The sequence below is a fragment of the Dokdonia sp. genome, from assembly GCF_039945015.1.
GTDB lineage: Bacteria > Bacteroidota > Bacteroidia > Flavobacteriales > Flavobacteriaceae > Dokdonia.
In genome coordinates, this window is record NZ_JBDUXP010000021.1 from 145,236 (window position 1) to 157,921 (window position 12,686).

Genomic DNA, 12,686 nt, shown 5'->3' on the forward strand with positions numbered 1-12,686 from the left:
GTGTATGGTTAGTTGTGTTTGTTAGAACTAAATTAGTAAATAAATCATTGATAGAAAGTCCGCGAGAGCTTTCGTAAATAGGTGAAAGTTAGCAATTAATTTTATACGATGTTGTGGTGTTTTTTTTTTGCCCAATTCTTAAATTCTAAATGTATAATCACTTCTTGAATTCCGTGATTTTTTTCTTTAAAATCAATGTTTGGATAATATTTAATTCCATATTTCTTTAGAATTTCATCGATTTTAATTTTGTCCAATTGCGCTTTATTATCTTTTCGCCTAAAACTATTCAGTTTAGAGTAAGCAGCTCCAAGAAATGCAAATCCAGATACAATTATTCCAATTTTTACCTCCCATAGATAAAGGTTGTGTATAGTCCAACTAGAAAATAAATATCCGCCAATTATTAATGAAAAACCAATAATTATAGTAGTATAAAAAGTCAAATGAGTTGATTTTTTATTTCTATGTATTATTTCTAATTCCAGATTTGCAATTTCTAATTTTTCTTGAAATTTTTCATCAAGTCTAATTACAGAACATATGTTATTAAAGTCAGGTTTTCTATTAGTTAATTTACAAGTCAATCCTTTTTCTAGATTAGCAATCCTATTTTCGCATAAATCACAATGTTTGGCTTGAATCATTTAATCCCTAAAGTCATTAATTTTATTAATTCGGTCAGTTTTTATGTAGTCGAGAAATACACTATAATATTCTGTGTTTGATTTGTATCCTCAGAATATGCACTATAGATCTAGTTTGTACCAGTTTTTATTTTTTTTCTTCTCGTAAAATTTTCTCCATTTTACGACCTTTTGCTAATTCATCAATCAACTTTTCCATACGTCTACATTGTTTATATACTTCAAATTCATCTTCTATTTCTTCAATTCGATAACCACAAACAACACCTTTAATCATGTGTGCATTGGGATGGATTTTTGCTTTTTCAAAGAACGTTCTAAACGTTACTTTCTCTGCAATAAGTGTTTGTAATTTATCTTCGTCAAAACCAGTTAGCCACTCTATTACTTGATGGAACTCTTCTTTTGTTTTACCATGTTTTTCTAATCTATTCCAGTAAAGAGGATAAATAGATGCAAAGATCATATTAGCAACTTTTTCATTTTTTTCAGCTGTAACCTTCATTTTTTGCGATTTTAAATTGAAACTAACGTGTTTGTGTATGGTTAAGCAACTAATTTAGTAAACATCCACGAGTCAGAGAAAATTCAAAAAGAATTTCCCAAGTAGATTTGAACTAAGCAATTAAATCTACACGTTGTTACCAACTAGTGTTTTTCAATTCCGTTGTAATTTTATTTTTCTCTGAGTAATTATGCTCAAATATAGTTTCATTGTCAATAACTTCGTTGATATGTAATGTACTATCTAAACAGATATAATTAGTAAAGTTATTTTTTATGTCAAATTTTAAAATTCCCTTTACGGTCAATGTATAATCTCGATTTTCAGTTTGCTGGTCAGATGAAATTTTAAAATGAGCTATGCCTTTTTTAACTTTGATTAATGTTGCTATACAATTTACGTTATAGAAATCATCTCCCTCAAGTGGGGCTTTATAGTACATTGTATATTCAAACGAAACAGTTTCTCCAATTCCGATTTTATGTTCAGGAAAATCAATTCCGATTTCCCTATTTTCTATATTTCTAATAAACTCATTCTCCTTTTTACTTGGTTTATTGTCAATTAAAAGCTCATTAATAGTAAGGTTGTTTTCTAAATTCACATAGCCTTTGACTTGAAGTGATTTGATTTTAAATGTTTCGTCAACTTTTTCTTTGTTTAAAGTTCCTTTAAAGTTAAAATCATAAGCCAATATTTCTATTGGAATAGTTTGATTCCCTTTCTGTTCTTTTGTTTTTGTTAAAACGCTATAAGTTTCTTTTTTGTTCCCTTTTTGAAATCTTTTTACTCCAACGGAATCAAAATATTTCAGTGTTTCTTTATCTGCTTTTTTTTCTATTTTGAATTTTGTGGATTTTTTGAATTCAGATAAGTATTCAGAGTTCGGATGATGCTTTAGTTCAAAAACGAAATCTTTGTTTTGAGCAATGCAAATTACTGAAGAAAAGAAAAGTAAGTAGGGTAGTAGTTTGTTCATTCGTACTTGTTGAGAACGTTATTGTTATTGATAGTTTTATGTTTTAAAGAAGTGATTATAAATTCTAGAAACAGTTTTCCATTTCTTATCTTTTTTTCCACTCCATTGAATAAAACGACCTTCTCTATCCTCTAATCCATTTTTCATTTCAACGATACAACCTCCAATTTTAGAAGTATCAGATTCTTTACCGTAAAAAAATATTTCAAAGACTTCACCAGACATAGTTCCAACAATTCTTATTTCACTATCATCTATTATTTCGACAATTATTTTTTGAAACAAGGACATAAGAATTTCTTCTTCTTTTTCTGATGGTAATTGTTCTTCATTTCTTTCAAATATTTGAAGACTTATTAACCAGCAATAGTCAAAATCAATCCGAAGTTCATTATCTAATAATTTCTTATTTAGAATAAATTTAAAATTACTTTCTCCAATTTTTTGTTCTGAAATGGTAAATTCTACTTCCAATTCTTATGTTATAATATTAATTATGTTTTATACACCGTGTTAGTTACTTTTATTCATCAAAACCCTTGTATTTAACTCCCAAAAGTTTCTCATAAATATCTCTGCTATCAGTAAAAGGTTTTGTTTTTTCCAATACCTCCGTTAATACCAGTTGCATTGTACATTGTAGGTTCTCGTCTATATCGTCCAAGTAATGCCAAGTGTATTGTTTAAGAACCTCTTCTTTTAAGCTATCATCCATAATTCCAGCAGTCCTAAATGCATTTTCAGCATCCGCTCCTTGATGACTTGTCATGAAAGTTTTAACTTGAGCAAGCATTATTTTTTTTTCATCATTAATCAATTGTTTTCTTATATCGTTTTCTAATTCGATATTACCATCAGGTCTTTCTTGAATAATGGATAGTTCTTCTCTTAAATCACTTCCTGATTCATGATTAACAACGGAATTTTCTTTGTTTTTGTTTCCAAATAATTTTTTAAATATACTCATGATTTATTTTAATTGTGACTAACGTTCCGGCTATGGTTCGTAAGGGAATTAAAAGTAGTAAACTTTCGATTAAGTACTTAGCCAAAACTTTCTATTTTGTTTTATCTTTTTCTTTATAAAGCCAAATCAAACGATTTGGCGGTGTTGGTAATTCGCTTTGAACTTTCGTAAATAACGGATTGCCTTATTTGCTATATGCAGTGTTGGCAGTAGTTTTTATTTTCATAAATACTATATTATTCCGTATTTTATAATCATTTTTTCAATTTGAAGTCTATGTCTTAAAATATGAACGATTGCGTGCTCAGTAATAGCTTCTAAATCATAAGTTGTCCAAGAAGTTTTGATTATAGTATTCATTAATTCGTTATATGTCAAATGCCATTTGTCTTCAAAAGTTTCAACAGTGTATTCAAACATTTTTTCAAGTTCAGATATTCCTTGTTCAGTTTTTTCAATTTCTATTTTTGAGACAACATAATTATTCCCAAACCTTTTTCTAATATGATTCGCATAAACATATCCTGAATTAATCATATGCAAAACTATATTCCTTACTGATCGAAAGTCAACGTCAGTTTTTTTATTATATACTTTTTGGAATTCAGCATCAGGAATCTGTAAGAGCAAGTCTTTTAATTCGTTCAGAGCTTTTTCGTATTCGTCAGTTAAAGCTCCAATAGCTCCTTTTCTATATGTTCTATTCATTTTGGTTTCTGTTTTTTTTAATTACTACCAACGTGTTTTTGTAAAATGTGTTTTAATGCATTTTCACACAAGCTATAGTATTCTATTTTGGATATAGTAACTTCAAAAAACGTTCAATAATGGCTACTTGTTCTTCATTAGAATTATATTGCAAGGCCTTTTTTCTAGAATAACCCCTTACATAAAGATCGAATTTTAAACGGTATATCATTTTTTGCATGTCAACACCTTTTTTCTTGTTTAGCTTCTTAAATTCTCTCTCCCACCACCCAAAATCTATTTTGTTTGGGTTTATAAAATCTTTTGTGATTTGGGTAATGAATTTAACTGACAGCTTTTCCTCCATTTTTAAACTATTATCAAACGATGCTGATTGTTTTTTATAAGGCTTAGCGTTTAACAGTTCTCTATGTTGTGTAGCCAAACTATCTACAGAGACGAATCCCTTATAACTTTTTAACATACGTTCATACTGTTCAGAGGCATATAAAAGTGCTCCGTTCATTTTGAACTGCTCAACTCTAGTATAATCAGATTGATATAAAGTCAACACTTTTTCAGAGGCTACAGGATTCGTTTTTTTTAATTTTTGAAGATGTAACCAGTCAAATGCACGAGAGATTTGTTCTGAAGGAGGCCATGAGTGATCTCCATCATACGTTATAAGGGTGCTTTTAAAATTTTTGGAATCGAGGTACTCTTTGTTTTTCAACATTTCTCTGTAATTCATATCTCTATCACCACAAAGGCCTATATAGGCATACTCTTGTGTTGTAGGTATATGGATAGGGGTACCTGAAAATCCAGCACCACAAGCGATCACTCCTGTAAACTTGTTAGTCAATGTTGCTATTGCTGAAGCTAAACGAGAACCTCCAGAAAACCCTGAGAGATACATTTCATCTTGCTTAATATTAAAATTAGTATAAATATGATCGAATAAATTGTCGGTGATATTAAAATTACGCCCATACGATCCATTCCTTGTGTTGTTAGAACAAACTAGAATATGGCCATATTTTTCAGAGGCGTTAATAAATGGTTGAATACCAATAGCGGCTCTTGCTGCGGGCTCAAAAATAAAAACAATAGAATTTAAGGCAGCTTCGTTATATTTTTCAGGTAAGTAAAGCGCAAATGTCTCCCCATTTGTTCCTGAAACAGGAATAGAGTCATGAACAATTCCTTTTGTAAATGTTGTTTGCGCTTGAGTAGAAAAGCAAAAACAGATACACAGAAATAAAAATGGAATCTTCATAATTTATTTTTATTCATGATATCAAGTTTTATACTTCTTAGTATGTGTAGCAACTATCTTAATCTAGTATTACTTTGTGTCGTAAGGAAGATGATGCATTTGTATAAAAGTTCTATTAAAAATACTAATAAAATTGTATTGCGAGATCACAATAAGCGATTTATATCGCAAAGTAAAACCTCGAATACCTTATACACGTCTTACGTTTGATTCTCTTTAAAATGATATACAGATTAGAAAACGATTGCCTTATGATTGCATAGATTGGAACGTTCTAACTTATTTGAGTGAAGTCCGTCTAGATTTTGTTGCTTAGTAGCAGTTTTGATTTGAATCCTTATTTTCTTTATTGAGCTATTGTTGCTAACATGTTTGTGTCTGGTCTCGTTGGCTAGATCTAAATTAGTAAAAGAAAACCTGCTAGAGGAAAATACTACGAATTTTCTGAGTACACACGGAATGAGTAATTAACTCTACAAGTTATTATGTGGCGTTATTAATTTTTTTTCTATCTCAATACTTAATTTGTAGAATATCGCCTCTTGCTCAGATTTAGAAAGTGCTTCAATTGGTTTGTCTGGATTGTTCACAGCTTGGAAGCTTGATAAGTTTATATCTTCTTTAAATCTGCAATGCCCTACAATTATTGGTAGAATCACAGTTCCTTTGTTTTGCGCACTACTTAATAGTGGAGGTAATTCATTTTCAACAATGAAATCTGAAGCTAAAAAATCGGCACTTATTAATAGAATTGCAATATTTGACGTTTTTAGAGCATCATCGATTTTCGATTTCCAATTCTGACCACTTTCAATTTTAGTATCATCCCATATTTCAACTATTCCTTCTCTAATAGCGGGTTTAAGATGTATCTGTATTCTTTCTAACCACTTTTGATCCTTATGAGAATAGCTGATGAATACTTTTTTTTCTTTTTTTTCTCCAATAATCTTATTTACAAATTCTTCCATTTCAATTTTTAACTTTGAAATGCTCATTTTACTTACTTTAAGATCATTAATAGAATCAACTAGACTGTCAATTTCCTTTGAAACATTAGAGCCAGAAGTTGACTTAAACTTCTTTAGCGTTAGTTTAGGGCCGCTATTTCTTAAACTAAATAAATTTGATAGATGACTTTTTAATACTGGTTTTTGTTTCCAAGGAGTTAATAATTCACTAGCATATGAGAAGATGTCTAAAAGGGTAATATTGCCATTTAAATCTGCTGCATTTCCACTGAGAGCATCGTACATCAAAGTTGTAAATAACCCGCCATCATGGTTTTCTTTTGCATACTGATCAGGAAGAGTTGCACTTAATATTGATACACCTTGTCTAAGAAAAATATGATTATCATTAACTGAATGAAAGTTTCCAAAGGTTCCAGAATAGCAGCAATCAAGAATTATTACAATATTATTGGTTTTTGACTTATTTGCTAGAGTAATTACCTCCTCAAAAGATATTCCATAGTCAAAATTACTCCCATCTTGAGTAACAAAGAAATTACCAAACTCATTACTTAGACCATGCCCTGAATAATATAATAAGGCTATTTCACATTTAGTTGTAAATAAATCCCTAACTGCTTTTCTGAATGACTTACGTGTTATTTGATTAGTATCAGAGGACACCATTAATCTGCAATCAAAGTTCTTGGATTTATCAAAATTGTAGGATAAAACCTCCTTCATTTTGATTGCATCCTTCACACAATAGCGTAATGGAGCGAATTTATAATCATTAATACCTATTAATAGACCTTTCTTCATAGTAATTCTGTTTTAATTGATATTGGTAAATAATACATAGCGGTCTTCCGTACAAAAAGAAGCTAACTTTTCGGATTTAGCACGAGCCGAATTTTTAATTTATATGTTTATATTCTCTTTTTTTAAATATAATCAAATTAAAAATTTGAGACCTTTATAAATATTTAAAACTTCTCAGAATGCCTATGTTTTACACACGTTGTTGCCTGCTGTGTTTTTTCGAAAACTTGCTGGTGTTGGCAAAGACATGCTCTTTTGCAATTTTAGACTTGCGTGTTGGTTGAAGCGAATTGCAAATGTGTATGACTTTTAGCGTTGGACTCTTTTTTCTATTAGCTTTATTATTTCCTTAAATTCCTTTTTATCCGTTTCGTTTAATGATTCCATAAACTTTTCAATCCGTTCTTTAGATTCATAATCCAAATTAAGTCCATTCCATAAGTTTACTTTATTTTCTAAATTCTCGGTAAATAATTTAGATTTGTTTTCTTTTTCGATACTTAATAATTTCGCAAATCGACAAAATTGTCCAACCTCAAATTGCACATCCAAAATGAGATTGTATTTACCTCTCGTTAATGTCTTTTGTCTGTCAATAGCTTTAATTGTTCCATTTCCTAAAGTCTCAATATAGACCTTGTCTTCAACTTTATAGCTGTCGTTCTCAATATCTGAAATTGATTTAAGTTTTTTGTTTTTTAATGTCTCTTTAGATTCTGCTCGACTTTCTGAAATTTCAAGTAAGCGAATTGAAATAGCATCAATGTAATCGAAGTCTTGTACTTTTTTCCATTTTGCAGGTATAATTGATTGTCCGTGTAATGCTCCAGTTAAACCGCCTGCAAATGCTGCAATACTATCTGTATCTGTTCCAATAGAATTTACAGCCAGCTCAATTCCTTTTAAAGGCTCGTTTGAATACTTACATGTCAAATAAATACCTGCAATTACAGTAGAAGTACCTGAACCTTTTGTCTCTTTCTTGTAACAGCCAAGTTTAGTTAAGGCCTCAAAATCCGATGAGTTATTAGTAATTAGCTTGTATGTGGTTCTTAAATACTCTTGGGTTTCATCAATAATTGATTTGAATAATAATCTAAATGGTTGTTTAGATGTTTTATTCCATTCAGTTTCCCAACTTTTTAATTTAGGATTATCTAAAAAGTCTATGGAAAATTTTTGATGAATATCTTTTCCTATTTCAGTTAAGAAGTTTTTGTAATTAAAATTTTCTGGATTAAATCTTAAAATAGTGTCAACCGAATATCCGTATAACATTGCCCCTAAAATTGCTCTAGGATGTCCATGAGTTATTATACTGTTCCCGAAAATTTCTTCTTTGATTTTATCAGGTTCTCCAAAATTAGCTAAAGCAATGGGAAGTATTCTCATTGCTGCACCATTTGCTCCACTTTCTCGATAGTCGATTGTTATTTTCCCTGCTTTAAATGTGAAAAAATTATTATTCCATTGAGCAGATTTTCTTTCAATTTTTTGAGCAGCATTTTTAATAGTTCTTCCTGCTCCTCTCGAATAAAGCAGCCAATTTGGTAACTCTTTTTTCGCAAAATATTCTTGGTCTACAAAACCATCTTTATTAATTGAACGAGCAACAGAAAGTAATAATTGGGTATCATCAGAATATGAACCTGAATTTAGTTTATCTATGTAGCCGTGAAATCTACCTCCAACATTCTTTTCCCAATTGTGAAAAGAATTGATGTAATCAGTTCCGAACTTTGTTTTTAGTGTGTCTGGATTTTTCTCGAATTCAGTCATCCAACCTAAAGCATCTCCAATTGCTGCAAGTTTTAAGCTGCCTTTATATTTTGTTTCTGCTTTCATATTGAACGATTTGGTAAAAATATTTCTTTGTCAACGATAAAATTACTTGTGTCAAAAGAAGACATTGCTGCTTTGGCTTCAGCCATTTCTTCTTCTGACTCGAAACAAACAGCCAATATACTATCTGATGAAATTTTATTTTTAACTAGTATTTCTGCTTGGACATCAGTTGGGTATTTTGAGTGAGCTGAATTTCTGGAAATAGTGCGAACGCCATTATAAGTATTTATGTTAAGTTGTTTAGTGAACAACATTTTAAATTTATCCAAATCTCCTGAAATTCCATATTGTTTTTTAGCTGCGCTTGATGCTGCGTTAGTAATCGAAAAAAGAGTTTCGTTATCGTAAATGTGTTTTGGATCTATTTTAATTATACACCAATTAATTGTAAGATCGTCTTTGGTTTTTTTTCTAAATCTTGAAAACAAGAATGTATTTGGACCAGAAAGAGAAAGGTTGATATAATTTTTATCATCATACCTTACATCATCAGTAAATTGTACATAATCTAAAATATCAAATTGCTCAATATCTAAACTTTCCAAGTTGGCTCTACTCATTAATTTATTGTTTTCTAAAATGCTGAACAAATTAATAGTTGGTGTAAAGTGAATTAAACACTCAATTTTTCTTTGTTTAATTTCATTTTGAAATTCTATATGATTCGGTTTTAAACTCATTTTTATTTTTTAAAATGGTAAATCATCATTATTAAAGTTTTTAAGTTTTCTACTATTACTTATTTGTTTGAGTAATTTAGAATCAATCTCATTTAAATATCTAGATGGTTCAGAATCATCACTACAGAATAGATATAGGTTATTCTCTGCCCTTGTCATACAAGTGTAAAGAAGTCGTCTTTCTGTAGAAATGTGATAGTCGTCATCGGAATCAATAAATCCAATAGGCGAGGGAATGATATAATCATTTAAGTCCAATATAAAGACACTATTAAATTCGAGCCCTTTTATTGAAGACATTGTACAAATTTTGATACTATCACTATCATAGTCTACATAGTTGTTATCTTTTATTAGTTCTGTTGGATAATTATTTTCTTTAAGGAAAGCGTCTATTTCTTGAACTCCATAATGTGTTCTATTCAAAATTATAGTACTTGATAATTGTTTTTTTTCTTTTAATAAATCTAATTGCGTAAGCAATTCTTGTAGTTGTTCATCTGTATCGGAAAAGATTCCTAGTTTTGGTTTCTTTCCATTTCTAACTGAAAATTCAATTTCAGTAAAATCTTCTCTATCTGTTTCTTTATCTAACAAAGAATTAGCTGCTTTTGCAATTTGAACTGTATTTCTATAGTTTTTCTTAAATGAAATTGTTCTACCACCTCTAACCTCAATTCCTACTTCTGACCAGGTAAAGCCACTTTTGTAAATTCTCTGAGCTGCGTCTGCAATTAATGAAATACTATTTGTTTCAGGTGAAACTAATTTAGAGATAGCGAGTACTTGTGCCTTACTCAAATCTTGTGCTTCATCTATTATTATATGAGTAAATGGTGGAATAAAATCAGATTTCCCTTCAATGATTTCTATGACTTTTGATGCATAGTCATCATAATCCATTTTATTTATTTTCTCTAATTCCATATTATAGTCAGTATAGATTTGCCAAATAATTTCTTTATCGTCTTTTGTTACTCTATCTGAAGTTCCTCTACCTGTTCGTTTTGCCTCAATATATTCTGATTTACTTTTAAATAGTTTGCCCTTAATCCAAGCAATTTCATCTTCAAAAAATTCTGTTGGTTTATTCGCAAACGAATTTGACAAATATCGAATTCGACATCTATTAACTATTTTTGTTTGTCTAAATCCAAGTACAGTTTTCCATATTGTATTTTGTCTACCGTTTTCATATTCCGTTTCTCTCATTGTTATACCATTTTGCTCTAAAAAAGAAAAAGCCCAAGAATGAAAGTTTACAATACGAACATTTAATCCATCATTTGTCTTTGGTTTAATTTCATCACTATCTTTTTGATAGCCACCACTTACAAAAGGTTTAAGAGCATTAATATATGCTGCAAGAGTTTTGTTATAAGTGAAAATGACAATTTTTGTTTCTTGAAATAAATTAGCTTGTGTTTCAAGAAGATGTTTTGCTCGGTAAAGTGCAACTGTGGTTTTTCCACTTCCCGCAACTCCCTTTATCTGAATTGGGTTTGTTGGTGGTAGGAATAATACTTTTTTCTGTTCTCCTTTTAACGTGATTTTTTTTAGCATTTCAATTCGGTTTAGAGTATTAGAAAAAAGTTGATATTTTTCTTTTTTCAAACAATTCTGTAATCTATTTCATTTTCAGTTTACTTCTTTACGGATTTCCACAATTTCACTCGAGTGTTGGCAAAAAAAACACCTCTTTTGGTTTTTTTAGTGTTGACTTTAAGCGTTGGTAAAAACCAAATGTGTAATTTGTCGGCTAGCTTTTTTCCGCTTGCAGAGAACTACTATATAAACCCACCTAAAATACCATTAAAAAGCATAACACCCTCATATATAGATATTAAATAAAAATACAGTTGTGTTTCTAACCGTTAAAAATGGCTGTGATACACGTTACTTCAACAAGCTCAGTGTAACACTCAGCATACACTTCTTTGTTATTGTATTTCGCGAACCTGCCTCGTCGGCAGACAGGAGCATAAAAAAGGAATCGTCAAGAAATAGAGTAACACTCTAATTTAGAGTAATACGCTATTTTTTACTTTCCAACACCCAGCATCTAAACTCTCAAATCTTCTATATTCTATTCTCTATATTCTATTTTCTCTCCCCCATATTCTCTCCTCCATATTCTTTTCTCTTAACAACACTTTCCTTACTTTTATCACAATGAAACAAAACCGCAAGCTCCTTATCATGGGTCTCTTCTTATTTGTCCAGATGGGGATTGTTCGTATTCTGGCACTTTTTCCCAATTTTATAGAAGATTATTATAGTAATGGATTGTATCCAGTGATCTCAAAAGGATTTAGATATGTCTTTGGATGGTTGCCATTCTCTTTTGGCGATGTGATGTATGCCGTGTTGATTTTTATCGCTTTGCGCGAAATCGTACTCCTGTTCAAATCCCGTTTTAAGACCTTCAAATTGTTTGCCATTCGTACACTGGCTTTGGCGTCTATTGTATATGGGGCTTTTCATTTGCTTTGGGGCATGAATTATTACAGACTGCCTTTGCATGAATCCCTTTCTATAGATGCTGAGTACACCACTGAAGAATTGGTAGCTTTAACCGAAAAACTCATTGCAAAGAGTAATGCATTGTATGATCAACTAGCTATTAATGATACGATGGCTGTCGAGATGCCATTGTCTCGTTCTGAGATTTTCTCGCAAACGCTTGTGGGGTATGATGCGTTGAGAAAGCAATTTCCAAAACTGGATTATCCACCAAAAAGCATCAAGACGTCTTTGTTGAGTTATCCGCTTTCTGTGATGGGGTATAGTGGGTATTTAAATCCGATTACAAACGAAGCACATATTAATGGGCTTGTACCAGATTATAGGCATCCTGTGATAAGTTGTCATGAGCAGGCACATCAATTAGGGTATGCTAAGGAGAATGAAGCCAACTTTATAGGGGTTCTTTCGACGCTAAACAATGAGAATCTACATTTTCAATATTCGGGAAGCATCTTTGCACTACGGTATTGTATTAATGATGTTTTTCGCCGCGATAGCGAGCTAGGAGAACAATTAAGGGATCAGATTCGCCCAGGAATTTTTGCAAATTATAGATTGTCTCGTGAATTTTGGGATGGTATGGATAACCCGTTAGAGCCTGTGTTTAAATTGTTTTACAGTAGTTATCTCAAAGCAAATAACCAACCAGCTGGAATGAAAAGTTATAGTTATATGGTGGCATTACTTGTAAACTATAACAAATCCTTCCCGACATCCATATGATGTTAATGGATGTTAAAAAACTCTTAATGAACAGGGTTTACCGATAGGGTAGGACGTATCTTTAAAAGCTAAA

12 protein-coding genes are annotated in these 12,686 nt (G+C 30.9%); 1 reads left to right on the forward strand and 11 read right to left on the reverse strand.

The window, feature by feature from the left end:
- Positions 1–101: 101 nt before the first annotated feature.
- The 11 genes from ABJD27_RS16895 to ABJD27_RS16945 all read right to left on the reverse strand — a co-directional run bounded on the left by ABJD27_RS16895 (position 102) and on the right by ABJD27_RS16945 (position 10,978).
- On the reverse strand, positions 102–647 hold the full coding sequence (locus ABJD27_RS16895) for a hypothetical protein (protein WP_348161993.1): 546 nt from the start codon (positions 645–647) through the stop codon (positions 102–104).
- A gap of 127 nt (positions 648–774) precedes the next feature.
- Entirely contained in the window at positions 775–1,152 is a 378-nt protein-coding gene (locus ABJD27_RS16900) for a DUF2200 domain-containing protein (RefSeq protein ID WP_348161991.1), read from the reverse strand.
- A 136-nt stretch (positions 1,153–1,288) separates the two neighbouring features.
- Entirely contained in the window at positions 1,289–2,131 is an 843-nt protein-coding gene (locus ABJD27_RS16905; protein ID WP_348161989.1) for a hypothetical protein, read from the reverse strand.
- Positions 2,132–2,167: 36 nt separating this feature from the next.
- Positions 2,168–2,605 (reverse strand): hypothetical protein, encoded by a 438-nt coding sequence (locus tag ABJD27_RS16910; protein WP_348161987.1) that lies wholly within the window; start codon positions 2,603–2,605, stop codon positions 2,168–2,170.
- Between the two features lie 49 nt (positions 2,606–2,654).
- Positions 2,655–3,098, reverse strand: coding sequence for a hypothetical protein (locus tag ABJD27_RS16915; protein WP_348161986.1), 444 nt, complete (start codon positions 3,096–3,098; stop codon positions 2,655–2,657).
- Positions 3,099–3,329: 231 nt separating this feature from the next.
- Positions 3,330–3,806 (reverse strand): DinB family protein, encoded by a 477-nt coding sequence (locus tag ABJD27_RS16920; RefSeq protein WP_348161985.1) that lies wholly within the window; start codon positions 3,804–3,806, stop codon positions 3,330–3,332.
- Between the two features lie 82 nt (positions 3,807–3,888).
- The gene (locus ABJD27_RS16925) at positions 3,889–5,064 is read right to left on the reverse strand and encodes a hypothetical protein (RefSeq protein WP_348161983.1); all 1,176 of its coding nucleotides are present in this window, start codon (positions 5,062–5,064) and stop codon (positions 3,889–3,891) included.
- A gap of 473 nt (positions 5,065–5,537) precedes the next feature.
- A complete protein-coding gene (locus ABJD27_RS16930) occupies positions 5,538–6,839 on the reverse strand; it encodes a caspase family protein (RefSeq protein WP_348161981.1) in 1,302 nt (433 codons plus the stop codon).
- A 309-nt stretch (positions 6,840–7,148) separates the two neighbouring features.
- Complete coding sequence (locus ABJD27_RS16935) at positions 7,149–8,684, reverse strand: ADP-ribosylglycohydrolase family protein (RefSeq protein ID WP_348161979.1); 1,536 nt, start codon at positions 8,682–8,684, stop codon at positions 7,149–7,151.
- Positions 8,681–9,364: a DarT ssDNA thymidine ADP-ribosyltransferase family protein gene (locus ABJD27_RS16940; RefSeq protein ID WP_348161977.1), complete on the reverse strand. Its 684-nt coding sequence runs from the start codon at positions 9,362–9,364 to the stop codon at positions 8,681–8,683. Before ABJD27_RS16940 ends, ABJD27_RS16935 begins: the two co-directional genes overlap by 4 nt.
- A 9-nt stretch (positions 9,365–9,373) precedes the next feature.
- Positions 9,374–10,978, reverse strand: a complete 1,605-nt coding sequence (locus tag ABJD27_RS16945; RefSeq protein ID WP_348161975.1) for a 3'-5' exonuclease — start codon at positions 10,976–10,978, stop codon at positions 9,374–9,376.
- A 585-nt stretch (positions 10,979–11,563) separates the two neighbouring features.
- Here ABJD27_RS16945 and ABJD27_RS16950 point away from each other — a divergent pair.
- Positions 11,564–12,613, forward strand: coding sequence for a DUF3810 domain-containing protein (locus ABJD27_RS16950; RefSeq protein WP_348161973.1), 1,050 nt, complete (start codon positions 11,564–11,566; stop codon positions 12,611–12,613).
- Positions 12,614–12,686: the final 73 nt, after the last annotated feature.